Source organism: Paraconexibacter sp. (assembly GCF_059438195.1).
Window position 1 is genome coordinate 14707 of sequence record NZ_JBLKKY010000038.1, and the last position, 24001, is coordinate 38707.

The following is a 24001-nucleotide window of genomic DNA, read 5'->3' on the forward strand; positions in this document are numbered from 1 at the left end:
ATGCTCGTCGCCATCGACGGCCCTGCGGGGGCCGGGAAGAGCACCGTCGCCCGCGCCGTCGCCGACGCGCTCGGCTTCACCTACCTCGACACCGGGGCGATGTACCGCTGCGTCGGGCTCGTCACGACGCGGGCGCTCGACGCCCCCGGCCGGCCCGACGTCGACCCGGCGGACGTCGCGGCGCGGATCGCCTTCGAAGGGGACCGCGTCCTCCTCGACGGTGAGGACGTGAGCGCGGAGATCCGCACGCCCGGGGCCGCGCAGGCCGCCTCCCGCGTCGCGACCGACCCGGCCGTCCGCGCGGCGCTCGTCCACGCGCAGCGCGCGCTCATCGCGGGTGGGGACTGGGTCGCCGAGGGCCGGGACATCGGGACGGTGGTCGCCCCCGACGCCGAGGTGAAGGTGTGGCTCGACGCGGATCCGGCGGAGCGGGCGCGCCGCCGCGACGTGCCCCTCGAGGACGTGCTCGAGCGCGACCGCCGCGACCGCGAGCGCGACCACGCGCCGATGGTCGCCGCGGAGGACGCCCGGACGGTCGACACGACCGGCATGACGATCGACGACGTCGTGGCGGCGATCGTCCGGCTCGTCGAGCCCGTGCGGGACGCACGATGACGAAGGTCGCGGTCGTCGGCTACCCGAACGTCGGGAAGAGCTCGCTCGTCAACCGCCTCACCGGGACGCGGGAGGCTGTCGTGCACGAGCGCCCGGGAGTCACCCGGGACCGCAAGGAGCTCACCTGCGAGTGGAACGGCCGCACGTTCACGCTCATCGACACCGGGGGCATGGACGAGCTCGACGAGGACCCGATGGGCGTGTCGATCCGGGAGCAGGCCCGCGCGGCGATGGCGGAGGCCGCGGTCACCGTCCTCGTCGTCGACGCCCGCGCCGGCGTGCGTCCCGGCGACGAGGAGCTCGCCGACCTCCTGCGCCGCCACGACAAGCCCGTCCTCCTCGCCGCGAACAAGGTCGACCGGCTCGAGGACGTCCCCATGACGGCGGAGTTCCACTCGCTCGGTCTCGGCGAGCCGCACGCCGTGAGCGCGGTCCAGGGGCTCGGCACGGGCGACCTCCTCGACCGCATCGTCGAGCTGCTCCCCGACGAGGACGAGGAGGACGAGGAGGAGGACGTCCTGCGCCTCGCCCTCATCGGGCGACCCAACGTCGGCAAGTCGACGCTCCTCAACCGCCTCGTGGGGGAGGACCGCGTCATCGTCTCCGACGTCGCCGGGACGACCCGCGACGCGATCGACCTGCCGATCGAGGTCGACGGGCGGAAGATCGTCATCGTCGACACCGCCGGGATGCGCCGCCAGGCGAAGGTGCAGGAGTCCGTCGAGTACTTCACGACGCTCCGCAGCCAGCGCGCCGTCGAGCGCGCCGACGTCGCGCTCGTCGTCTGCGACGCCGCCGACGGCATCACCTCCCAGGACCTCCGGATCGCCGAGCTCGCGATGAAGGAGGGGTGCGCCACCGCGCTCGTCCTCAACAAGTGGGACGAGCACGCGATGACCGAGGAGGACCTCGACCACGAACGGGCCCGTGCCCACACGAAGCTGCGCCTGCGACCGCGGGTCCTCACCGCGAGCGCGCTCACCGGCCGTCACGTCCAGCGGGTGCTCGCCGAGGCGATCGCGCTCGGCGACCGGATGCGCGGCCGCATCCCCACCTCGGAGCTCAACCGCTTCCTCTCCGACACGGTCCAGGCGCGTCAGCCGCCCGCGAAGCAGAACCACCGGCTCAAGCTCCTCTACATGGCGCAGATCGACGAGCGCCCGCCGCGGTTCGCGATCCAGGTGAACTCGCGCGACCGCGTCACGCGCGACTACGCGTACTTCATCGAGAACCGCCTCCGCGCCCGGTACGGCCTCGACGGCGTCCCGGTCATCATCGACTTCAACGAGCGCGCGCAGCGCCGCAGCGACCGCCGGTAGGGGCGTCCCGGAGGGCTCCCGCGTCCCGCAGAACGCATCGGGAGCCGCCATCCGGATAGTGTCTGCGCCTTCTAGCCAACGCTCCGCGCCGCGGATCGATGGCCTTGGAAGCCACGCGTGCCGGGATCGGACCCCTCGATCGTCCCGGCGAGTGCGGGCAGCCAGGTCACGTCCGCAGGCCCGCGGAGGGACTACGACCCGGAGCTCACACCACTTCCCATGAGCAACGACAACGAGTACCTCTTCACGTCCGAGTCGGTGACCGAAGGCCATCCCGACAAGGTCTCCGACAACATCTCCGACGCCGTCCTCGACGCCTGCCTCAAGGACGACCCGAACTCGCGCGTCGCCTGCGAGACCCTCGTGAACACCGGTCTCGTCGTCGTCTCCGGCGAGATCTCCACGAAGTCGGTCTTCGACATCCAGGACGTCGTCCGCGAGACGATCCGCGACATCGGCTACATCGACGGCAACCTCGGCTTCTCCGCCGACCACGCCGCCGTCCTCAACGGCATCGACAAGCAGTCCCCGGACATCGCCCAGGGCGTCGACCAGGCCGACGAGGCCCGGACCGCCGGCTCGACGGACGAGCTCGACATCGCGGGCGCGGGCGACCAGGGCATGATGTTCGGCTACGCGACGAACGAGACGCCGAACCTCATGCCGGCGCCGATCACGTGGGCCCACCAGCTCGCGCAGACGCTCACCGACGTCCGCAAGAAGGGCGTCCTCGACTACCTCCGTCCCGACGGCAAGACGCAGGTGTCGGTCCGCTACGTCGACGGCAAGCCCGTCGCCGTCGAGAAGATCCTCATCTCGACGCAGCACGCCGAGGAGGCGACGCGCGAGCAGATCACGGACGACCTCTGGGAGCACGTCGTCACGAAGGTCATCCCGGCGGACATGATGCACGCCGACCGCGTCCGCAAGGACTTCCTCGTCAACCCGACCGGCCGCTTCGTCATCGGCGGCCCCGTCGGCGACGCCGGGCTCACCGGCCGCAAGATCATCGTCGACACCTACGGCGGCATGGCCCGTCACGGCGGCGGCGCGTTCTCCGGCAAGGACCCGTCGAAGGTCGATCGCTCCGGCGCCTACGCGACGCGCTGGGTCGCGAAGAACATCGTCGCCGCGGGCCTCGCCGACAAGGCCGAGGTCCAGGTCGCCTACGCGATCGGCGTCGCCCACCCGGTCTCGATCATGGTCGAGACGTTCGGCACGGAGAAGGTCGGCCGCGGGGTCATCGCGAAGGCGGTCGACGCGGTCTTCGACCTCCGCCCCGGCGCCTACCGCGAGGAGCTCAAGCTCCACAACCCCGGCTACCGTCCGCTCGCCGCCTACGGCCACATGGGCCGCGAGGACCTCGGCGTCACGTGGGAGAACACCGACAAGGCCGACGCCCTCCGGGACGCCGCCGGCCTCTAGGGCCCGCAGACATCAGGACGTCGCCGAGGGGCGGGCCGCAGGGTCCGCCCCTCGGCGTATCGTGGCCCGTCCCGTGTCCGGAGTCGTCCAGGTCGAGCCGCTCACGACGGCCCGTGCGCTGCGCGGGCCGTTCGACTACGTGCGGCCGGACGGCGCCGGGGTGGGGGCGCTCCTCGAGGTGCCGTTCGGGCGGCGCACGGTCCGCGCCGTCGTCACCGCGGTGACGGACAGCAGCGAGCACGAGCTCGCGGTCCCGCGGCGCGTCCTGCCCGAGTCGCTGCCCCCCGAGCTCGTCGGCCTCGCGACGTGGATGGCGCGGGAGTACTGCTCGACGCCGGCGCGCGCGCTCTCGCTCCTGCTGCCGCCGGCCGGCGTCCGCGAGCGCTCACGCCACCACGCCGCGGCGGCGCGCCCGCCCGAGGAGGGTGAGCGGCTCACCGACAACCAGCGCGCGCTCCTCTCCTCGCTCCCGCGGCCGGCGGGCGCCGACCTCGCCGCGCTGCGGCGCCTCGAGCGGCGCGGGCTCGTGACGATCACCGCGCAGGGCGTCCGGCGCGCGCCCGTGCACGTCCCGGTCGGCGCCAGGCGTGACCCGCCGGCCCTCAACCCGGACCAGGAGGAGGCCGTCGCCGCGATCGGCGCGGCGACCCCGGGCGACCGGATCCTCCTGCAGGGGGTGACGGGGAGCGGCAAGACCGAGGTCTACCTCCACGCCGCGCGCCGCGCGCTCGACGCGGGGAGGACCGTGCTCATCCTCGTGCCGGAGATCGGCCTCACGCCGCAGATGGTCGCCCGCTTCACGGACCGGTTCGGCGACACGGTCGCCGTCCTCCACTCGCAGCTCTCGCCCGGGGAGCGCTACGACGAGTGGCGGCGGCTGCGCGACGGCGCGGCGCGGATCTGCGTCGGCCCGCGGTCCGCCGTCCTCGCCCCGCTCAGCGACCTCGGCCTCATCGTCGTCGACGAGGAGCACGACGCGTCGTACAAGCACGAGGGCGATCCGCGCTACGACGCCCGCCACGTCGCCGAGCGACGGGCCTCCGAGTCGGGGGCGGTGCTCGTCTGCGGGAGCGCGACGCCGCGTCCGGAGTCCGTCCACGCGCTGCGGCGCGTCGTCCTCCCGCACCGGGCCGACGGGCACCCGCTCCCGCGCGTGGAGATCGTCGACATGCGCGCCACGCCGGCCGGCACGGTGCTCCACCGGCGCACGCACGACGCGCTCGTCGACGCGCGCAAGGCGATCGTCCTCCTCAACCGGCGCGGATGGTCGAACTTCCTCACGTGCCGGTCGTGCGGCCGCACCTGGGACTGCCCGCAGTGCGACGTCACGCTCGTCATGCACCGCGCGGAGGGCGTCGTCTCCTGCCACCACTGCGGTCATCGCGAGCGCGTGCCCCGGTCGTGCCCCGACTGCGGCTCGATCTCGCTCGCCCGTCACGGCGCCGGGACGGAGCGCCTCGAGCACGAGCTCGCGGGGATCGGCCTCCCGGTCCTGCGCCTCGACGCGGGGGTGAGCGGCGGGGCGGACGTCCTGCGGCGCTTCGAGCAGGCCGATCGCGCGGTGCTCGTCGGCACGCAGGTCGTCGCGAAGGGGCACGACTTCCCGGACGTCGGGCTCGGCGTCGTCGTCGATGCCGACGCGACGCTGCGCTTCCCCGACTTCCGCGCGGAGGAGCGGACGTTCGCGCTCGTCACGCAGCTCGCCGGGCGGGCGGGGCGCGGCGACGCCGACCCGCCGGCCCGCGTGCTCGTGCAGACGCTCGACCCCGACGCGCCCGCGATCGCCCACGCGGCGCAGCACGACACCGACGGCTTCGTCGCCGGCGAGCTCGAGCGGCGCCGGTTCCTCCGCTACCCGCCGTTCTCGACGCTCGTCCGGATCGTGTGCGCCGCCGAGGACGCCGAGCGCGTCGCCGAGACGGCCGCGGCCGTCCGCGCGGCCCTCGACCGCGAAGGCGGCGCGGCGCTCGCGCCGCCCGCCGCGCAGATCCTCGGGCCCGCGCCGCTCTTCCGCCTGCGCGGCCGTGAGCGCCGGCAGCTCGTGGTGAAGGCGACCGACCGCGCCGCGGCCGTCGCGGCGATCGGCGCGGCGGTCGACGCGGTCGCCGGCGACCGGACGCACAAGGACGTCGCGCTGTCGGTCGACGTCGACCCGCAGTAGGGGAGGGCGCCGGTCCTGCGGGCGCCGAGGCCCCCGGGGCGCGCGAGAACTCGAGACCGGCCCGATGGGGACCGGTCTCGAGTTCTCGGCGGGCCGGGAGAGGCGGAGCGGGCCCGGGCGCGCGCGGCGCTCAGAGCGTCGCGTCGCGGCGGTTGTTGCTCGGGTGGCCGACGCCCGGCCACGGGGCGAGCATGAGGAAGAGGCGGGCGTCCTTCTTCCCGCGGACGAAGTGCCGCTCGCCGGGCTCCCAGTGGACGAAGCTCCCCGGGCCGACCGTCCGGGGGGCGCCGTCGACGGCCACCTCGACCTCGCCCTCGTGGACGAGGAGCCAGGCGTGCTCGTGCACCTGGTGCTCGTCGAGCGCGTCACCGGCCTCGAGGTTGATCGCGACGAGCCGCGCGGCGCCCTCGTCGGAGTGCATCACGACCGGCTTGCGCGGTTCGACGTCGACAGTGGAGAGGTCCCAGAGTTGCATGTCGCTCACGTACCCCGTCTCCGGCTCCGGCACGCCCCCGGCTACCCTGTGGGGAGATGTCCGACGTCACCGACGACACCGCGACCGCAGAGGTCGCCGTCCCGGAGGACGAGCCTCCGCGCCTCCCGCCGGAGGTGATCGCCCGCCGCCGCGAAGCGCTCAAGCTCGTGCGCCAGTTCGGCGACCCCGTCCTCAAGACGCGGGCCCGCCCGATCGAGGACTTCGACGACGACCTCCGTCTCGAGGTGCAGCGCATGGGCTCGCTCATGGACGACTCCCTCGGCATCGGCCTCGCCGCTCCGCAGCTCGGGGTCCCGACCCGCCTCCTCGTGTACCGCCTCACGAGCGAGGCCCCGCTCGCCGCGCTCGTCAATCCCGAGCTCGAGTGGAAGAGCAAGGAGTCGGAGATCTTCGAGGAGGGCTGCCTCAGCCTTCCGGGCGTCCACGTCGACGTCGAGCGGCCGATCCACGTCCGCGTGCGCGCGCTCGACGAGTGGGGCGAGGAGATCCGCATCGAGGCCACGGGCCTCGAGGCGCGGGTCATCCAGCACGAGATGGACCATCTCGACGGCGTCCTCATCCTCGACCGCACGACCCGGCAGCAGCGCAAGGAGGCGATGCGCGCGATGCGCGAGGCGCAGGAGTCCGGCGTCCGCGGCCCGGATCTCGGGTGAGTCGCCGGCCGTGAGGACGGTCTACCTCGGGACGTCGGAGTTCGCGGAGTCGATCCTCCGCCGCCTCGCCGCCTCGCCGCACGCCCCGGCGCTCGTCGTCACGCGGCCCGACCGGCCGAAGGGACGCGGCCGCACGCTCCAGAGCCCGCCGGTCGCCGACGCCGCCCGCGAGCTCGGCCTCGACCTCGCCCAGCCGGAGGACGTCGGCGCGGAGGAGTCGCGGGAGCGCATCGCCGCCGCGCGGGCCGACGCGCTCGTCGTCTGCGCCTACGGGGCGCTCATCCGCGAGCCGCTCCTCTCCGAGCACGAGATCATCAACGTCCACCCGTCCCTGCTGCCGCGCTGGCGCGGAGCAGCCCCGATCGAGCGGGCCATCATGGCCGGCGACAGGGTGACGGGCGTGTCGATCATGCGGCTCACGGCCGGCCTCGACAGCGGCCCGGTCGCGCTCGTCGGCACCGAGGCGATCGCGCCCGACGACACGTACGGGAGCCTCGCGCCGCGGCTCGAGCGCCTCGGCGCGGAGCTCCTCCTCCGCGTCCTCGACGAGCGTCCCGCCTTCGACGAGCAGCCCGAGGAGGGCGTGACGTACGCGGAGAAGATCACGGCCGCGGACCGGACCCTCGACCCCTCGGCGCCCGCGATCGAGCAGGAGCGCGTCGTCCGGGCGCTCCACCCGCACATCGGCGCGCGCCTCGCGCTGGACGACGGCTCCTTCCTCGGGGTCCGCGCAGCCCGCGCGACGCCCGACGGCGAGCTCGAGCTCCTCGAGGTGCAGCCGCCGGGTGGCCGCCCGATGCCCTACGCGGACTACCTCCGTGGCCGTCGGGGCTGAGCCGCGTCCGGCGGTGTCGCCCGCGCGCGTCGCCGCGCATCGCGTCGTCCTGCGCGTCTTCGAGGAGGGCGCCTACGCGGACCGCGCCCTGCGCGCCGAGCTCGAGCGGCTCGACGATCCGCGCGACCGCGCCCTCTGCAAGCGGCTCGCGTTCGGCGTGGTCCAGCGGAAGGGGACGCTCGACCACCTCGTCGCCCGCCACGCCCGTGGCGACCTCGAGCCGCGCGTCCGCGCCGCCCTCTGGCTCGGTCTGGAGCAGCTGCTCTTCCTCGACGGCATCGCCCCCCACGCGGCGATCTCGGAGAGCGTCGAGCTCGCGAAGCCGAGCCGCGGCCACCGGGTCGTCAACGCGATCCTGCGGCGCGTCCAGCGAGAGGGGGCGGAGCTGCCCTCCGACGACACGCCCGAGGGCGCGGCGGTGCGCCACAGCCACCCGCTCTGGCTCGTCCGCCGGTGGTGGGAGGAGCTGGGGCCCGAGGAGACGCGGGCGCTCCTCGCCGCGGACAACGAGCCGGCCGAGCTCGTCCTGCGCGTCAACACGCTGCGCCCGCCGGCGACGGAGGACCTGCCGGCGGGGCGGCGCGTCGACGACGCGCTCGTCGTCGACGGCCCGTTCGACGTGGCGGGCTCCGCGCTCTTCCGCGACGGCGCGGTGACGCCGCAGTCGCGTGCCTCGCAGCTCGTCGCGCCGTTCCTCGACCCGCAGCCGGGGGAGAGGGTGCTCGACCTCTGCGCCGCCCCCGGCGGGAAGACGACGCACCTCGCCGCGCTCATGGGGGACCGCGGGGAGATCGTCGCCGTCGAGCGGCATCCCGGTCGCGCCGAGGCGCTCCGGCGGACGTGCGCGCGGATGGGCGCGAGCTCGGTCACCGTCGTCGAGGGCGACGCCGCCGAGTTCACGACGTCCGTCCCGTTCGACCGCGTGCTCGTGGACCCGCCGTGCAGCGGGCTCGGGACGCTGCGGACGCACCCCGACCTGCGGTGGCGCGCGTCGGAGGAGGGCATCGAGCGGCTCGTCGCCCTCCAGGACCGCATCGTCGCCGCCGCGCGCGCGGCGCTCGCGCCGGGCGGGACGCTCGTCTTCTCGACGTGCACGATCTCGGCCGCCGAGGAGCGGGTCGCCGGTGACGAGCGGCTGCGGACCCTCCCTCACCGCGACGGGACCGACGGCTTCTACATCGCGCGCGAGCGACGTGCGCCCGACGTCGGCGCGGATGCGTAGGATCGGGGACGTGGGCGAGTCCGTCTGGAAAGCGGGACCGACGTGCCCGCACTGCGGGGAGCCGTGGCTGCGGCAGACCCAGCTCACGGGCCGGTTCCGCTGCGTGAGCTGCTTCCACCGGTTCGAGCTGCGGTCGGCGTGCCCGGAGTGCGGGGAGCACTCGACGTTCGCGCGGATGACGCGCACCTCGGCGCCCGAGTGCGGGCACTGCGGCGCATCGCTGCTCGTCGAGGTGTAGCGTCGCGCGCCGTGTCAGCCCCGATCATCGCCCCGTCGATCCTCTCCGCCGACTTCGCCCGCCTGGGCGAGCAGGTCGGCATGCTGGTGGACGCGGGCGCCACCTGGATCCACGTCGACGTCATGGACGGCGCGTTCGTCCCGCCGATCACGATGGGGCCGATCGTCGTCCAGGCGCTGCGAGGCATGTTCGGCGATCGGATCGTCCTCGACTGCCACCTCATGATCGAGCGGCCCGAGCGGCAGGTCGACCTCTTCGCCGAGGCCGGCGCCGACGTCATCAGCTTCCACGCCGAGGCGACCGCGCACGCGCACCGGGTGGCCCAGCGCATCCGCGAGCACGGCGTGAAGGCGGGGCTCGCCGTCAACCCCGGCACGCCGCTCGCCGCCTACGAGGACCTCGAGGTCGATCTCGCGCTCTGCATGACCGTGAACCCGGGGTGGGGCGGCCAGCCGTTCATCGACAGCTCGCCGGACAAGATCCGCCGCCTGCGCGCGGTGCTCGGGGGCGACGTGCCGATCGAGGTCGACGGCGGCGTCGACGCGCGGACCGCGTCGGCGTGCGTCGAGGCGGGAGCCACGCATCTCGTCGCGGGCTCCGCCGTCTTCGGCGCCTCGGACCCCGCGGCCGCCTACGCGGAGATCCTCGCCGCCGCGGGCGGCTGACGCGACGCCGCCCCGCGGGCACCTAGGGAGGAACCCCGATCGACCAGGCGGGGGCCGTGTGGCAGTCTGCGCGCCATGTCCCACGACACCGCCCCCGGCGCGTCCCCCCTCGGCGCCGGGTCGACCACGCTCGTCCGCGCCGAGGACGTCACCCGCACCTTCGGCACCGGCGAGGCGACCGTCCACGCTCTCACCGGCGTCACCACGTCGTTCCCGGCGGGCGAGTTCACCGCGATCATGGGTCCCTCGGGGTCCGGCAAGTCGACGCTCATGCACATCCTCGCCGGGCTCGACCGACCGACGAGCGGACGCGTGCTCATCGACGACGTCGACATCACCACCCTCGACGACGGCGACCTCACCACGCTGCGTCGGGACAGGATCGGCTTCGTCTTCCAGTCGTTCAACCTCGTGCCGGTGCTCGACGCGGAGGAGAACATCCTCCTGCCCCTGTCGATCGCCGGCCGGGACCCCGATCAGGAGTGGGTCGACCGGCTCATCGACGTCGTCGGCCTGCGCGACCGGCTCACGCACCGGCCCGCCGAGCTGTCCGGCGGGCAGCAGCAGCGCGTCGCCGTCGCGCGCGCCCTCGCCTCGAAGCCGCAGGTCGTCTTCGCCGACGAGCCGACGGGCAACCTCGACTCGACGACGTCCGGCGAGGTCCTCGGCCTGCTGCGGCGCAGCGTCGACGACTTCGGCCAGACGATCGTCATGGTGACGCACGAGCGCAGCGCCGCGGAGATCGCCGACCGCATCATCACGCTGCAGGACGGCCGGATCGTCTCGGACGAGCGCGCGGCGGCGGTCGGAGCCTAGGCGCCATGCGCAAGGTCGCTCTGCGCGGGCTCCTCGCCCGCCGGACGAGGCTCGTCCTCACGGCGCTCGCCGTCGCCCTCGGGGTGACGCTCATCGCGGGGACGTACGTCTTCACCGACACCATCAACCGCTCCTTCGACCGCATCTTCGAGGCGTCGTTCGCGAAGACCGACGTCGTCGTCACGCGCGGGGACGACCTCACCGCCGACGAGTTCGAGGGCGTCGACCCGATCCCGGACGACGTCGCGCGCACGATCGAGGGGCTCGACGGGGTCGCGGCCGTCTCGGGCTCGGTCTTCGACCAGAACGGCGAGATCCTCGACGACGACGGCGACCCGGTGTCGAACGGCCCCCCGACCTTCATCGGCTCGATCGCGCAGCTCGAGCGCTTCGAGGTCTTCGAGGTCGCCGAGGGGCGCCTGCCGGCCGGACCGGACGAGGTCGCGCTCGACAAGGCGACGGCCGACCGCGAGGGCTTCGACGTCGGCGAGCGGGTCGACATCGTCGCGCGGGAGCCGAAGAAGTCCTACGAGGTCGTCGCCAAGGTGCAGATCGCCGGCGCCGAGAGCTTCGGCGGGGCGTCGCTGGCGCTGATGACGCTGCCGGAGGCGCAGCGGATGGTCGGGAAGGTCGACGAGTTCGACCAGATCGACGTCGCCGCCGCCGAGGGCGTCGACCCCGAGGAGCTGCGCCGGACGGTCGACGCGGCGCTGCCCGACGAGCTCGACGTCCGGACGGGCGCGCAGGAGGCGACCGAGCAGACCGAGGACATCCAGGGCGAGTTCAGCTTCCTCACGACGGCGCTCCTCGCCTTCGCCGGGATCGCGCTCTTCGTCGGCGCGTTCATCATCTTCAACACGTTCTCGATCACCGTGACGCAGCGGGCGCGGGAGTTCGCGCTCCTGCGCACCCTCGGCGCGACGCGCGGCCAGGTGATGCGCTCGGTCCTCGCCGAGGGCCTCGTGCTGGGCGCGGCGGGGAGCGCGGTGGGCCTCGGGCTCGGCGTCATCGTCGCGAAGGGGCTGGAGGCGCTCTTCTCCGCGATCGGCTTCGACCTCCCCGCGCAGGGGACCGTCGTCGAGACGCGGACGATCGTCGTCGCGCTCGTCGTCGGGGTCGCGGTCACGCTCATCGCGAGCCTCGCACCGGCCCTGCGGGCGACGCGCGTCCCGCCGGTGGCCGCGCTGCGCGAAGGCGTCCCGCTGCCCGAGACCCGGAGCTCGCGGTTCGCGTTCCCGCTCGCGGTGGTCCTCACGGTCGCCGGCGTCGCAGCGCTGGTGCTCTCGCTCGTCGCGATCTCGGACACGACGACCGCCCTCAGCACGGCCGGGTTCGGCGCGGCGGCGACGTTCATCGGCGTGGGGCTGATGAGCCCCAAGCTCGTCGGCCCGATCGCGGCGGTCGTCGGACGGCCGCTGCGCGGGATCACGGGACGGCTCGCGCGCGAGAACGCCGTCCGCCAGCCCGGCCGGACCGCGGCGACGGCGGCCGCCCTCATGATCGGCGTCGCGCTCGTGGCCTTCGCGTCGATCTTCGCGGCGAGCGCGAAGGAGACGATCGCGGGCTACATCGACCGCGGGCTGGCGGGGGACGCCGTCGTGCAGAACACCGATGGGTTCTCGCCGTTCAGCCCGCAGGTGGGCGAGCGTGTCGCGGCGGTCGAGGGCGTCGCGACCGTCTCGGGCCTGCGCTTCGCGCAGGTGCGCATCGACGGCGAGGACGAGCCGGTGACCGGGATCGAGCCGGAGACCTTCACCCGGGTCTACAACGTCTTCGAGGGCGATGAGGTCGTCGCGGCGCTCGAGCCCGGGGAGGTCGCGATCTCGGAGGACTACGCGGACGACGAGGACCTCGAGGCCGGTGACGTCCTCACGGTGCGGACGGCGCGGCGGGACAGACTCGACCTGCGCGTCGCGGGGACCTACGAGGACAGGGCGGAGCTCATGGGCGACCGCGTCGTCCCCAACGAGACCGTCGGGCGGGACATCGGCGCGTCACGTGACTCGTACCTCTTCCTCGCGGCCGAGGACGGGGCGGACGTCGAGACGGTCCTCGGCGCCGTCGAGGGCGCGCTCGCGGAGGCGTTCCCGCAGACCGAGGTCCTCTCCGGCGAGGAGTTCAAGGACGACCAGGCCGCGCAGATCGACCAGGTCCTCGGCCTCATCTACGCGCTCCTCGCGCTCGCGGTCATCGTCTCGCTCTTCGGGATCGTGAACACGCTCGCGCTCTCGATCACGGAGCGCACGCGCGAGCTCGGCATGCTCCGGGCGATCGGCACGTCGCGCCGTCAGGTGCGGTCCATGATCCGCCAGGAGTCGGTCGTCATCGCGGTCATCGGCGGGCTGCTCGGGCTCGCGGTCGGCGTCGTCATCTCGCTCGTGTTCACCGCGTCGATCGAGGACATCGAGCTGCACGTCCCGGTCGGGTCGCTCGTCGTCCTCCTCGTCCTCTCGGGTGTCGCCGGCATGCTCGCGGCGGCGATCCCGGCGCGGCGGGCGAGCCGGCTGGACGTCCTGGAAGCCCTCGCCCACGAGTAGCCGGGCGGGCCGGGCTGGGCCGGCTTGCGCCGGCCCAGCCCGCAGCGCCGAACCGGATTCCTGCGGTGCTATGGCACCGCAGGAATCCGGTTCGGCCCGTTCGGGGTGGCCGTGGCTGCGTCCACGAAGGCGCGGGCGAGGAGCGGCTCCGGGTCGCGGTCGGGCCAGACGACTCCCACCGACCGCTCGACCTCCGGTCGCGCGAGCGGGATCGGGACGACGTCGGCACCGGGATCGAGGAGGCGCAGCCAGGTGTGCGCGACGACGCCGTCGGCGATCCCGTCGCGGACGTGGGCGACGAGCGCGGTGATCGAGTTCGTCTCGAGGACCGGGCGCGGCGCGACGACGCCCGCCGCGCCGAACGCGGCGTCGACGATGCGCCTGTGCTGCATCGTCGGGTCGAGGAGGCAGAGCGGCGTGTCGCGGAGGTCGGCCCACGCGACCGCGTCGGCCCGCGCGTGCGGCCCGTCCGGCCGGGAGAGGAGGACGTAGCGCTCGCGGTAGAGGGCCCGCGACCTCACCTCACGCAGCGGCTCGTTGTCGAGGTAGGTGACGCCCACGTCGAGGGTCGAGCGCCGCAGGCCGTCCTCGATCTCGCGCGACGTCGCCTGGGTGATCGCGAAGTCGACCTGGGGGTGACGGGCGCGGAGCGGCGCGGTGAGCTGGGAGGTCATCGGCAGCGCCGTCGGGATCGCGCCGAGGCGCAGCCGGCCGGTGAGGCCTGCGGAGAGCGCGCCCACGTCGCGGCGCAGGCCGTCGACGTCGGCGAGGATGCGGTGCGCCCACGCGAGCATCCGCTCGCCCTCGGGCGTGAGTCCCTCGTAGCGCCGGCCGCGGCGGACGAGCAGGAGGCCGAGATCCTCCTCGAGCCGCCGGATGCCCGCGGACAGCGTCGGCTGCGTCACGTGGCAGGCGTCCGCGGCGCGGCCGAAGTGCTCCTCCCGCGCGAGCGCCGCGAGATACGTGAGCTGGGAGACGAGCACCGCGGCGCTCATGATAGACGCCGTCTATCGTATGGTCGGCGATGCGAGTTGCGTCGGGGGCCCCTCCGGAGGATGCTCGCGCGATGTCGCGCAACCTCGTCGCGCTCGCGCGCCGCGAACAGGACCCTGCCGAGCCGACGACGGTCGAGCGTCTCGCCGCGCGCGTCGAGACGAGCGGTGCACTGACCTCCGACGACGTCCGCGCGGTCGCCGCCGAGTCCGGCCTCCCCGAGGCGACTGTCCACGGCGTCGCGACCTTCTACGACGACCTCCTCGCCCCGCGAGGCGCCCGCCACGTCCGCGTCTGCACCGGCACGGCGTGCCACGCCGCGACCGGCGGCGCCCATCTCGACGCCCTCTCCGCGGGGCTCGGCGTCGGCCTCGGCGAGCGGTCGGCGGACGGCGCCGTCTCGCTCGCGGAGACGGTCTGCCTCGGCCTGTGCCACAGCGCGCCGGCGGTCCGCGACGGCGACGTCGTCGACGCCGGCCCGGGGGTGGTCGAGCGCGTCGTCGCCGGCGAGGCGCGCCCCGCCGCGGAGCCCGAGGCCCGCAGCCTGCTCGCGCGCCCGGTGCTCACGCGCCGCGGGGACTGGTCGGGGCTGCGCCGCGCGCTCGAGGTCCACACGCCCGACACGCTCCTCGACGAGGTCGAGGCCTCCGGGCTCACCGGACGCGGCGGAGCGGCGTTCCCGACCGGGACGAAGTGGCGGTTCGCCCGCGACGCCCCCGGCGCGCCGAAGGCGATCGTCGTCAACGGCGACGAGGGCGACCCCGGCTCCTACATCGACAAGCACCTGATGGAGCGCAACCCGGAGCTGCTCCTCGAGGGCATGGCCCTCGCCGCCTACGCCGTCGGCGCGACGCACGGGTACGTCCTCGTGCGCTCCGAGTACCCGGCGTCGAAGCCCGCGCTGGACGCCGCGGCGGGTCGCGCCCGGGAACACGGGCTGCTCGGCGAGGACGTCCTCGGGACGGGCTTCTCCTTCGACGTGTCGGTGGTGCTCGGCGCCGGCTCCTACGTCGTGGGGGAGGAGACCGCGCTGCTCGCCTGCCTCCACGGGCTGCGCGGAACCGTCTCGGCACGCCCGCCCTTCCCCGCGCAGGAGGGCCTCCACGGCCTGCCGACGGTCGTCAACAACGTCGAGACGCTCTGCAGCGTGCCGGTCATCGCGGCCTGCGGCGCCGAGGCGTACCGGGCGCTCAGCCCCGCCTCGGAGACCGCCGGGTCGAAGCTCGTCTGCTTCAACGAGCGCGTCGTGCGCCCCGGTGTCGTCGAGGTGCCGTTCGGCCTCACGGTCCGCGCGCTGTGCGAGGACGTCGCGGGCGGCCTGCGCGACGGCCGCGCGATCAAGGCCGTCCAGATCGGCGGCCCGCTCGGGGGGATCCTCCCGGCCTCGCTCCTCGACACGCCGTTCGACCTCGCGCCGCTCGCCGAGGTCGGCTGCATGGTCGGCCACGGCTCGATCCTCGCGTTCGACGACACGACGGACATGCGTGACGTCGCCCGGCACCTCCTGCGCTTCGGCGCCCACGAGAGCTGCGGCAAGTGCTTCCCCTGCCGCGTCGGCCTCACCCGCGCCCACGAGATGGTCGCCGCCGAGGCGCCCGTCGATCGCGGGCGTCTCGAGGCGCTCCTCGAGGCCCTCGAGCTCGGGAGCCTGTGCGCGCACGGCGGCGGGATGCCCGCGCCGATCCGCAGCCTGGTGCGCCACTTCCCCGACGAGCTGGGGCTCGCGTGAGCGTGCGGCTCACGATCGACGGGGCGGCGATCGACGTCGCCGAGGGCACGACGGTCCTCGAGGCGGCGCGCCTCGCCGGCCGCGACGTCCCGACGCTCTGCTTCGACGAGCGCCTCGCGCCGTTCGGGGCCTGCCGCGTCTGCCTCGTCGGCGTGGACGGCGCGCCGGGCCCCGTCGCGTCCTGCACCACCCCGGCGCGCGACGGCATGGTCGTCGACACGCGCGAGGCGACCGCGCGCCGGGTCGCCGGCGCCGTCGTCGAGCTCGTCCTCTCCGAGCTGCCCGAGCCGCCCGCGCCGCACACCGAGCTCGCCGCGGTCGCGCGCGACCTCGACGTCGGCGAGCTGCGCTGGACGGGCGCCGTCCACGCCCCGCGCCACGACGCCGACCATCCGTACCTCGCGCTCCGCCACGAGCTGTGCATCTCGTGCGGCCGCTGCGTGCGCGCCTGCGACGAGGTCCAGGGGACGTTCGCCCTGACCGCGACCGGTCGCGGCTTCCACGCGAACGTCGCCGCGGGGATCGACGAGGGCTTCCGCGCGTCGGCGTGCGTCTCCTGCGGCGCGTGCGCCGACACCTGCCCGACGGACGCGATCACCGAGCTCTCGCTCCTCGACCTCGCCGCCGCGAACGGAGGACCCCGATGACGACGACCGACACGCGCTTCGACCGCACGACGACGACCACCTGCGGCTACTGCGGCGTCGGCTGCCGGCTCGAGGCGCGCGTCTCCGGCGACGCGATCGCCTCGATCGCCCCGGCCGCCGACGGGCCGGCGAACCGCGGTCACACCTGCCTCAAGGGCCGGTTCGCGCACCGGTTCTCCCGTCACCGAGAGCGGCTCACGACGCCGCTCGTCCGCGACCACGCGGGCCGGCTCGCCGAGGCGACGTGGGACGAGGCGATCGACCGGATCGTCCGTGAGCTCGGCCGCGTCACGACGCACCACGGCCCGGACGCGATCGCGGGCCTCGCGTCGTCGCGGGCGACGAACGAGGACTGCTGGGCGATGCAGCGCCTCATGCGCGCCGCGATCGGCACGAACAACATCGACAACTGCTCCCGGGTCTGCCACTCCCCGACGTCGTTCGCGATGCGGACCGCCCTCGGGTACTCGGGTGCGACGGGGTCGTTCGCCGACATCGACCACGCCGACGCCGCGATCGTCATCGGCGCGAACCCGACCGAGGGCCATCCGGTCGTGGGCGCCCGGATCGCGCAGGCGGCGATGCGCGGCATGCGCCTCGTGACGATCGACCCGCGCCGCATCGAGCTCGCCGCGCACGCGGCGGTCCATCTCGCGCCGAGGCCCGGCACGAACGCGGCGGTCGTCCTCGGCCTCCTCCACGTCCTCGACCGCGACGGCTTCGCCGACGAGGACTTCCTCGCCCTCCGCACCGACGGCGCGGGAGAGCTGCGGGAGCTCCTCGCGCGCCACACGCCGCGCGAGGTGTCGCGGATCGCCGGCGTGTCCGCGGCCGACCTCGAGGCCGCCGCCCGCATCTACGGGGAGGCGGGCGAGGCGTGCGTCCTGTGGGGTCTCGGCGTCACCGAGCACCGCTACGGGTCCGAGGTCGTCCAGCTCCTCTGCGACCTCGCGCTCCTCACCGGGAAGATCGGCCGCCCGGGGTCGGCGCTCCTGCCGCTGCGCGGGCAGAACAACGTCCAGGGCTCGTCGGACATGGGGGCGCTCCCCGACACGTACTCGGACTACCGATCGGTCGCCGACGACGAGGTCGCGCGCGGCTTCGAGGAGAGGTGGGGCGTGTCGCTGTCGCGCGCGAAGGGCATGAAGATCCCCGAGATGTTCGACGCGGCGGTCGCCGGGAAGCTGCGGGCGATGTACATCTTCGGCGAGGACGTCGCGCAGACCGATCCGAACACCGATCACGTCGTCGGCGCGCTCGAGTCCCTCGACTTCCTCGTCTGCCAGGACATCTTCGAGACCGAGACGACGCGGTACGCCGACGTCGTGCTGCCGGCCTCGTCGTTCCTCGAGAAGCGCGGCACGTTCACGAACGCGGAGCGGCGCGTGCAGCTCGTCGACGCGGCGCTCGATCCGCCCGGCGACGCGCGGACCGATCTCGAGATCCTCACGACGGTCTCGCGAGCCCTCGGCCACGAGATGGGGTATGCGTCGCCCGAGGACGTCATGGAGGAGATCGCGGCGCTCACGCCGTCGTTCGCCGGGGTGACCTACGAGCGTCTCGGACGCCGCGGGCTGCAGTGGCCCGTCGCGCCCGACGGGACCGACAGCCCGCGGCTCTACGAGCGGGAGTTCGCGCTGCCGGGCGGCCGCGCGCGGCTCGCCGCGCTCCCCTTCCGCGAGCCGGGCGACGCACCGGACGCCGACCATCCGCTCACGCTCATCACCGGCCGCCGCCTCCAGCACTACAACGCGGGCACGATGACCCGCCGCACGGGCAACATCGAGCTGCTCGCCGGTGACTGGCTCGAGATCCACCCCGAGGACGCGGCCGCGCTCGGCGTCCGCGACGGGCAGCGCGTCGAGGTCCGCTCGCGCGTCGGGCGCATCGAGCTCGACGCGAAGGTGACGGACCGCATCGAGCCCGGCAGCGTCTTCACGGCGTTCCACTTCCCCGAGATCCGCACCAACCTGCTCGTCGGGGCGTCGGCCGACGTCAACACCTCGTGCCCGGAGTACAAGGTCGTCGCGGTCGCGGTGCGACCGTTCAGCGAGGAGCCGTCGCGGACGCCCGCGGTCGGCGCGACGGCGTGACCACGGGCGACGCCGTCCCGCGCGAGCCGGCCGCGCACAGCGTCGCCCGAGTCGACGTCGACGGCGCGGACGACGACGTCGCCGTCGAGGAGCCGCTCGAGATCCGCGTCGACGGCGAGCCGCTCTCGGTGACCATGCGCACCCCCGGTCACGACGAGGAGCTCGCGCTCGGCTTCCTCGCCGGCGAGGGTCTCATCGACGGGCCGCGCGCGGCCGGACCGACCCCGGATCTCGCGGCGAACGTCGTCGAGGTCGCCGGTCCGCTCCTCCGCGACCCGGGAAGCCGCCGCTTCTACACGTCCTCGTCGTGCGGCGTGTGCGGCAAGGGCGCGCTCGAGGAGGTCGCGGTGCATGCCCCCGCCCTCCCGGCCGGCACCCCGTCGGTCGATCGCGCGCTCCTCGCCGCACTCCCCGGCCGCCTGCGCCAGCCGGGGTTCGAGCGCACGGGCGGGATGCACGCCACGGGGCTCTTCACCCCGGCGGGCGAGCTCCTGCTCCTGCGCGAGGACGTCGGCCGTCACAACGCGATGGACAAGGTGGTCGGCCGCGCGCTCCTCGACGGGCTCCTCCCGCTCGGCGATCAGCTCCTGTGCGTGAGCGGGCGGATCTCCTTCGAGCTCGTCCAGAAGGCGGTCGTGGCGGGCGCGCCCGTCCTCGTCGGCGTCGGCGCGCCGACCTCGCTCGCGATCGAGCTCGCGCGGGATCGCGGCCTCACGGTGGCGGCGTTCGCCCGCGGCGACCGGGTGAACGTCTACGCCGACGCGGGCCGCATCCCCACGTGATCCTGGCGGGCGACGACGAACGTCGATCTGCACCCCTCCCGTGGGGTGCAGATCGACGTTCGAGGTCGTCGCGTGGCGCTCAGGACGCCGGCGTGCGCGCCGGGGCGCCGCGGCGGTAGACCACCACGAGCGCCGCGCAGAGCGCGCCGGTCGCGAGCGCGTATCCCGTCTCGGCGCGCACGAGCTCGTCGTCGACGACGCCGACGACCATCCAGGCGACGAAGGCCGCTGCGGCGAGCAGCCACGCGCCGGCCGCGAGGCGCGCCTGGCCCCGGGCCAGCGCCGCCTGGTTGAGCGTCCCCGCGACGAGGTGGAGCCCCATCCCGAGGCCGATCGCCGCCAGGCCCCAGCGGCCGTACTCGAACGGGTCGTCGAAGAGGAGGTCCATCACCCACGGGCCGAGGACCAGGAGGCCGAGCGTCACCGCGGCCGCGAAGCCGGCGATCGCGAGGACGGTGATGCGGATCGCGCGAGCGAAGGCCTCCGTGCCCTCCGTGGCCTCGAGGCCGGCGAGGTGGGGGAGGAGCGAGGTCTGGATCGACTGGAAGAGCTGGAGCGGCGCGCGCGTGATCATGAACGCGTTGAAGACGACGCCGGCGAGGACGTTCCCGGCCGACGCCGCGACCGTGAGGACCGCCGCGTTGAGCAGCGTCTGCTCGGCGAGCTGGACCATCGCGACCGACGCTGCGAAGTCGGCGCCCGATCGCAGCGAGCCGTCCTCGCGGCCCGCCGCGGGGGCGACGGTCGCGCCCTCGGGCGCCGGGTCCTCCACGACCGCGGCGCGCTCGCGCTTCCGGCGACGGTGCGCGGTGAGCGCCGCGGGCACGACCAGCAGCGACGCGAGCGGCGCGGCGAGGATGCCGAGCGCGACCGCCGTCTGACCGCTCGCGATCCCGACCGCGACGGCGACCGGGAACGCGAACCGCGCGATGGACTCGAAGAGGACGAGGCCGCCGTAGAGCGCGAACCACTGGTGACCGGCGAAGTAGCCGCGAGCGAAGTAGCTCGCGGCGTAGGCCACCGCGGCGCCGACGAAGATCCAGAAGAGGGCGTCGGACTGCAGCCGGTCGTCGAGCGGGCCGCGTGCGGCGAACGCGACCGCGAGGAAGAGGAGGGCGAACCCGGCCTGCAGCGTCAGCGGGACGCGGAGCGGGTGCTCGCCCTCCTCGCCGAGCGCCCGACGCGCGGCGATCGTCCGCGAGAGGAGCTGCTCGACCGGCCGGTAGATGACCGACATGACGACGAACAGCACCGACCACAGGAACGCGACCGCGCCGTAGTCGCCGGCATCGAGGACGTGACTGGCGACCGAGAAGTACGCGAACGAGAAGACGCCCGTCGACGCGATGCCGATGGAGAGGATCCGCGCGCCGCGCGCGTACGCGTCGTCGCCGGGCTCGCGGGCCCGCGCCCCCTGCGCCTCCGCCATGTCCCCTCTTCTACTTCGTGAGACGGACGAGGAGCATCGTCCACGGGAACGGCGACCGCGCCTGGACGACCTCGCCGTGACGCGAGAGGAGCTTCACGAACGACCGCTTCGACCAGTGGTTGAGGTGACCGGGGGTGTTCCCGAGGTCCTTGAGGTAGGCGCCGCGCGCCATGTTGAGCCCGCGCCAGAGCGGCTCCCGGGGCACGCTCACGAGCAGCCAGCGCTGCGCGACCCGCGCCATCTCCGCGACGGTGTGCTCGGGGTCCGGCACGTGCTCGAGGACCTCGATCGCCGTCGCCATGTCGAACTCCGACTCCGCGAAGGGGAGGTTCTCCGCCTTCATGATCCGGTAGTCGAGGTTGGGCGCCTGCCGCTCCGCCCAGCCGGCCTGGATCGAGTCCTCCTCGAGGTCGATGCCGACGACGCGCTTGTCGCCGAGCTGCTGCGCCCACTTGTACACGAGGACGCCCTCGCCGCAGCCGACGTCGAGGATGGACTGCGGGTCGGCAGCCGTGAAGAGCTCGTCGAGGGTGCCCTCGAAGTTCGCCATCAGGCGCTTCACGAGCGGGTTCGACGACCCGTACTTGTCGTACGTGTTGCCGGTGACGACGCCCTCGGCGTCCTGGGTGGTCGCCGGGCCGCTCACAGCTTCACCGCCGGTCGGTCCTCGGTGCGCTGCGCGCCGGCGTGCGCGCCGGTCGTCGGCGGCTGGCCGGTCGGCTTCGCCCCGGGCTCGTAGTGGCTCGGCGGGACGTCGAGCTGGAGCTCGATGCGCCGCACTCTCTCGAAGATGCGCTGGGACATGATCCGCTGGGCGTAGAGGAGGTCTCCGAGGATGCCGAGCGCGGCGAGGACGACCGCCGCGTTGAAGAGCACCGCACCGAAGATGAGGGACTGGACGTGGCCCGCGCCGTCGCCGTCGATGTAGGCGACGAGGAAGCGGACCCACGGGATCAACGCGAGCAGGGCCGCGACGAGGGCGAGACGGAGGAAGACCTTGAGGGGCTCGTACTGCGCGTAGATCCGCGAGATCGCCACCGCGTTGCGGCGGACGTAGGAGCCCATCGACGGGAAGAGCCGCGACTCGCGCGTCTTCGGGTTCGTCCCGATCGACACGTGATCGGTGGCGACGAGGAGCTTGCCCGCCTGGATGATCGTCTCGAGCGTGTACGTGTACTTCGAGACGACCGCCATCTGGATCGCCGCCTCGCGGTTGTAGGCGCGGAAGCCGGAGGTCGTGTCCGGCACCGTCGTCTCCGACGCCTGGCGGACGACCCACGAGCCGAGCGTCTGCAGCCGCTTCTTCAGCGGCGAGAAGTGCTCGATGCTGTCGGTCTCGCGGTCGCCGACGACCATGTCCGCGCGCCCGGCGAGGATCGGCTCGACGAGCTTCGGGATGTCGTCGGCGGAGTACTGGTTGTCGGCGTCGGTGTTGACGATGACGTCGGCGCCGAGCTTGAGGCAGGCGTCGAGCCCGGCCTGGAAGCCGGCAGCGAGGCCCTTGTTGTTCGTGAGCCGGACGATGTGGTGGACGCCGTTCTCACGGGCCACCTCGATCGTGCGGTCTGTCGAGCCGTCATCGATGACGAGCCACTCCACCGTCTCGAAGCCGTCGACCTCCTTCGGGAGGTCGGCGAGGGTCGCGGGGAGCTGCTCCTCCTCGTTCCAGCACGGGATCTGGATGATGAGCTTCATGTGATCACGCGGATGCGCCGGGTCGCGGACGAAGGGTGCGGCGCGAGCGGGGGTGACGGCGGAGACGGGGGCGACGTGCCGTACACTCGCCGACGGAGTATCCCAGAGGACGGGCGCCCGCGCCACGCCGGTCCCGGATGCTCGATCTCGACCACCATGGAGAGCGCGACGCTCACGGGGTCCCGGCCAGGCCAGGCGACCCGACACGATCCGTTCGCGCGGCTTCGCGCCGTGCCATGGCCCCTGCTCGGGCTCGTCGTCCTCTGCGCGGCCACGGTCTTCGGGTTCTTCTACTACCCGACCTACCCGAACTACGACTCGGTCTACGGCCTCGTGTGGGGCCGCGAGCTGCTCTCGGGCGAGAACCTCAGCTTCGACGCGTACCGGGCGCCGACGCAGCATCCGCTCACCATCGTGTTCGGCGCGGCGCTCGTCCCGCTCGGCGAGGGGGCCGACCGGGTGATGCTCGCCGCGACGCTCGTCAGCTTCATCGTCCTCGCCGCGGGCATGTACCGGCTCGCCTCCCGGGCCTTCACCCCGCTCGTCGGCCTCATCGCGGCGGGCCTCGTGTGCACGCGCTTCGACTTCCCGTTCCTCGCGGCGCGCGGCTACCTCGACGTCCCCTTCCTCGCGCTCGTCGTGTGGGCCGCCGCGCTGGAGTACGAGAAGCCCCGCCGCGGGACGCCGGTCTTCGTCCTCCTCCTTCTCGCCGGCCTCCTGCGTCCGGAGGCGTGGCTCCTCATCGGCCTGTACTTCCTCTGGTGCGCGTGGCCCGCCGACTGGCCGACTCGCGTCCGCTACGCCGCGTACACGGCGGCGGCGCCCGTCATCTGGTCGCTCACCGACTTCATCGTCACCGGCGACCCGCTCTTCTCGCACACGCACACGAGCGGCCTCGCGGAGGAGCTCGGGCGCGCCTCCGGTCTCAGCGCGGTCCCCGAGGCGACCGTCGACTTCCTCGTCCGGCTCGACAAGGCCCCGGTCGTCGTCGCCGGCATGATCGGGCTCGTCCTCGGCGCCTGGATGGCTCCGCGCAGGATCCTCGTGCCGCTCGCCCTCTTCGTCGCCGGCCTCGCGACGTTCGCCGCCGTCGGCCTCGCCGGGCTCTCCGTCATCCAGCGCTACCTGCTCGTCCCCTCGCTCATGGTGATGGTCTTCGCCGCGGTCGCCCTCGGCGGGTTCACGATGCTCAAGGAGGGGACGCTCGCGCGGCGTGCGTGGATGGGGCTGTCGATCCTCGTCGTCGTCGGAGGGGTCGTCTACACCGCGACGAGGGTCAACCTCCACGTCTTCGACAACGAGCTGACGTGGCGCGGCGACGCTCGGGCGGGTCTCGCCGACCTCCTCCACGACCCCGCGGTGCAGCGCGGGGTCGCCTGCGGCGGGGTCGTCTCCGTCCCGAACCACAAGCTCATCCCGGACGTCCGGTGGATCCTCGACCTGCCCGAGGAGCGCGTCATCGCGCGCAGCGACCCCGACAACACCGGGCGCGTCAGCGAGGGAGGGGTCGCCCTCTACGGCGCGAACCGGACCGTGATGGTGCGCCAGGCCCTCGTCGAGCGCTCGGACGAGGCCACCGACTCGCTCCCGCTGCCCGGGTACACGTTCGCTGCGGCCAACGACCAGTACGGGGCCCATGTCCGCTGTTGAC

The 24001-nt window shown here is 73.9% G+C and carries 21 protein-coding genes; 16 read left to right on the forward strand and 5 right to left on the reverse strand.

Annotated features, from left to right (window positions below):
• The 4 genes from cmk to priA all read left to right on the forward strand — a co-directional run bounded on the left by cmk (nt 1) and on the right by priA (nt 5520).
• Nucleotides 1-615: a (d)CMP kinase gene (gene cmk / locus ACME2J_RS13670; RefSeq protein ID WP_495545477.1), complete on the forward strand. Its 615-nt coding sequence runs from the start codon at nt 1-3 to the stop codon at nt 613-615.
• Nucleotides 612-1934 carry a ribosome biogenesis GTPase Der gene (gene der / locus ACME2J_RS13675; protein ID WP_495545478.1) on the forward strand — a complete coding sequence of 441 codons (1323 nt, stop codon included), beginning with the start codon at nt 612-614 and terminating at the stop codon, nt 1932-1934. The genes cmk and der overlap by 4 nt, the downstream gene beginning before the upstream one ends.
• Nucleotides 1935-2153: 219 nt before the next feature.
• Nucleotides 2154-3359, forward strand: a complete 1206-nt coding sequence (gene metK, locus ACME2J_RS13680; RefSeq protein WP_495545479.1) for a methionine adenosyltransferase — start codon at nt 2154-2156, stop codon at nt 3357-3359.
• A 73-nt stretch (nt 3360-3432) separates the two neighbouring features.
• Nucleotides 3433-5520, forward strand: coding sequence for a replication restart helicase PriA (gene priA, locus ACME2J_RS13685; RefSeq protein ID WP_495545480.1), 2088 nt, complete (start codon nt 3433-3435; stop codon nt 5518-5520).
• Nucleotides 5521-5650: 130 nt separating this feature from the next.
• Here the strand turns inward: priA and ACME2J_RS13690 are convergent, their stop codons facing one another.
• Nucleotides 5651-5995, reverse strand: coding sequence for a cupin domain-containing protein (locus ACME2J_RS13690; RefSeq protein ID WP_495545507.1), 345 nt, complete (start codon nt 5993-5995; stop codon nt 5651-5653).
• 56 nt (nt 5996-6051) lie between these two features.
• Here ACME2J_RS13690 and def point away from each other — a divergent pair, with 56 nt between their 5' ends.
• From def to ACME2J_RS13725, 7 genes are all read left to right on the forward strand, one after another.
• The gene (def, locus tag ACME2J_RS13695; protein WP_495545481.1) at nt 6052-6669 is read left to right on the forward strand and encodes a peptide deformylase; all 618 of its coding nucleotides are present in this window, start codon (nt 6052-6054) and stop codon (nt 6667-6669) included.
• A gap of 10 nt (nt 6670-6679) precedes the next feature.
• Nucleotides 6680-7504 (forward strand): methionyl-tRNA formyltransferase, encoded by an 825-nt coding sequence (locus tag ACME2J_RS13700; protein WP_495545482.1) that lies wholly within the window; start codon nt 6680-6682, stop codon nt 7502-7504.
• A 13-nt stretch (nt 7505-7517) separates the two neighbouring features.
• The gene (locus ACME2J_RS13705) at nt 7518-8726 is read left to right on the forward strand and encodes a transcription antitermination factor NusB (protein WP_495545483.1); all 1209 of its coding nucleotides are present in this window, start codon (nt 7518-7520) and stop codon (nt 8724-8726) included.
• A gap of 10 nt (nt 8727-8736) precedes the next feature.
• Complete coding sequence (locus ACME2J_RS13710) at nt 8737-8964, forward strand: zinc-ribbon domain-containing protein (protein ID WP_495545484.1); 228 nt, start codon at nt 8737-8739, stop codon at nt 8962-8964.
• 11 nt (nt 8965-8975) lie between these two features.
• Nucleotides 8976-9629 (forward strand): ribulose-phosphate 3-epimerase, encoded by a 654-nt coding sequence (gene rpe / locus ACME2J_RS13715; RefSeq protein WP_495545485.1) that lies wholly within the window; start codon nt 8976-8978, stop codon nt 9627-9629.
• A 75-nt stretch (nt 9630-9704) separates the two neighbouring features.
• Nucleotides 9705-10445, forward strand: a complete 741-nt coding sequence (locus ACME2J_RS13720; RefSeq protein ID WP_495545486.1) for an ABC transporter ATP-binding protein — start codon at nt 9705-9707, stop codon at nt 10443-10445.
• A 5-nt stretch (nt 10446-10450) separates the two neighbouring features.
• Nucleotides 10451-12982 (forward strand): ABC transporter permease, encoded by a 2532-nt coding sequence (locus ACME2J_RS13725; protein ID WP_495545487.1) that lies wholly within the window; start codon nt 10451-10453, stop codon nt 12980-12982.
• A 68-nt stretch (nt 12983-13050) separates the two neighbouring features.
• Here ACME2J_RS13725 and ACME2J_RS13730 read toward each other — a convergent pair whose 3' ends face one another.
• A complete protein-coding gene (locus tag ACME2J_RS13730) occupies nt 13051-13977 on the reverse strand; it encodes a LysR family transcriptional regulator (RefSeq protein ID WP_495545488.1) in 927 nt (308 codons plus the stop codon).
• A 71-nt stretch (nt 13978-14048) separates the two neighbouring features.
• Between ACME2J_RS13730 and ACME2J_RS13735 the strand changes: the two genes are divergently transcribed.
• The 4 genes from ACME2J_RS13735 to fdhD are packed head-to-tail and all read left to right on the forward strand — an operon-like array spanning nt 14049 to nt 19226.
• On the forward strand, nt 14049-15704 hold the full coding sequence (locus ACME2J_RS13735; protein ID WP_495545489.1) for an NAD(P)H-dependent oxidoreductase subunit E: 1656 nt from the start codon (nt 14049-14051) through the stop codon (nt 15702-15704).
• Entirely contained in the window at nt 15701-16351 is a 651-nt protein-coding gene (locus tag ACME2J_RS13740; RefSeq protein ID WP_495545490.1) for a 2Fe-2S iron-sulfur cluster-binding protein, read from the forward strand. Before ACME2J_RS13735 ends, ACME2J_RS13740 begins: the two co-directional genes overlap by 4 nt.
• On the forward strand, nt 16348-18444 hold the full coding sequence (gene fdhF / locus ACME2J_RS13745) for a formate dehydrogenase subunit alpha (RefSeq protein ID WP_495545491.1): 2097 nt from the start codon (nt 16348-16350) through the stop codon (nt 18442-18444). Before ACME2J_RS13740 ends, fdhF begins: the two co-directional genes overlap by 4 nt.
• Entirely contained in the window at nt 18441-19226 is a 786-nt protein-coding gene (gene fdhD / locus ACME2J_RS13750) for a formate dehydrogenase accessory sulfurtransferase FdhD (RefSeq protein WP_495545492.1), read from the forward strand. The genes fdhF and fdhD overlap by 4 nt, the downstream gene beginning before the upstream one ends.
• 79 nt (nt 19227-19305) lie before the next feature.
• Here fdhD and ACME2J_RS13755 read toward each other — a convergent pair whose 3' ends face one another.
• The 3 genes from ACME2J_RS13755 to ACME2J_RS13765 are packed head-to-tail and all read right to left on the reverse strand — an operon-like array spanning nt 19306 to nt 22350.
• The gene (locus ACME2J_RS13755) at nt 19306-20655 is read right to left on the reverse strand and encodes a lipopolysaccharide biosynthesis protein (RefSeq protein ID WP_495545493.1); all 1350 of its coding nucleotides are present in this window, start codon (nt 20653-20655) and stop codon (nt 19306-19308) included.
• A 10-nt stretch (nt 20656-20665) separates the two neighbouring features.
• Nucleotides 20666-21301 (reverse strand): class I SAM-dependent methyltransferase, encoded by a 636-nt coding sequence (locus tag ACME2J_RS13760; RefSeq protein WP_495545494.1) that lies wholly within the window; start codon nt 21299-21301, stop codon nt 20666-20668.
• On the reverse strand, nt 21298-22350 hold the full coding sequence (locus ACME2J_RS13765) for a glycosyltransferase family 2 protein (RefSeq protein WP_495545495.1): 1053 nt from the start codon (nt 22348-22350) through the stop codon (nt 21298-21300). Before ACME2J_RS13765 ends, ACME2J_RS13760 begins: the two co-directional genes overlap by 4 nt.
• Before the next feature lie 231 nt (nt 22351-22581).
• Between ACME2J_RS13765 and ACME2J_RS13770 the strand changes: the two genes are divergently transcribed.
• On the forward strand, nt 22582-24000 hold the full coding sequence (locus ACME2J_RS13770; protein WP_495545496.1) for a glycosyltransferase family protein: 1419 nt from the start codon (nt 22582-22584) through the stop codon (nt 23998-24000).
• The last annotated feature ends 1 nt before the right edge of the window (nt 24001 follow it).

Bases quoted from the DNA above. Each gene is read 5' to 3' on its own strand.
- cmk (WP_495545477.1), top strand. From the start codon at position 1: ATGCTCGTCGCCATCGACGGCCCTGCGGGGGCCGGGAAGAGCACCGTC.
- der (WP_495545478.1), top strand. From the start codon at position 612: ATGACGAAGGTCGCGGTCGTCGGCTACCCGAACGTCGGGAAGAGCTCG.
- metK (WP_495545479.1), top strand. From the start codon at position 2,154: ATGAGCAACGACAACGAGTACCTCTTCACGTCCGAGTCGGTGACCGAA.
- ACME2J_RS13690 (WP_495545507.1), bottom strand. From the start codon at position 5,995: ATGCAACTCTGGGACCTCTCCACTGTCGACGTCGAACCGCGCAAGCCG.
- def (WP_495545481.1), top strand. From the start codon at position 6,052: ATGTCCGACGTCACCGACGACACCGCGACCGCAGAGGTCGCCGTCCCG.
- ACME2J_RS13720 (WP_495545486.1), top strand. From the start codon at position 9,705: ATGTCCCACGACACCGCCCCCGGCGCGTCCCCCCTCGGCGCCGGGTCG.
- ACME2J_RS13725 (WP_495545487.1), top strand. From the start codon at position 10,451: ATGCGCAAGGTCGCTCTGCGCGGGCTCCTCGCCCGCCGGACGAGGCTC.
- ACME2J_RS13730 (WP_495545488.1), bottom strand. From the start codon at position 13,977: ATGAGCGCCGCGGTGCTCGTCTCCCAGCTCACGTATCTCGCGGCGCTC.
- ACME2J_RS13735 (WP_495545489.1), top strand. From the start codon at position 14,049: ATGTCGCGCAACCTCGTCGCGCTCGCGCGCCGCGAACAGGACCCTGCC.
- fdhF (WP_495545491.1), top strand. From the start codon at position 16,348: ATGACGACGACCGACACGCGCTTCGACCGCACGACGACGACCACCTGC.
- ACME2J_RS13755 (WP_495545493.1), bottom strand. From the start codon at position 20,655: ATGGCGGAGGCGCAGGGGGCGCGGGCCCGCGAGCCCGGCGACGACGCG.
- ACME2J_RS13765 (WP_495545495.1), bottom strand. From the start codon at position 22,350: ATGAAGCTCATCATCCAGATCCCGTGCTGGAACGAGGAGGAGCAGCTC.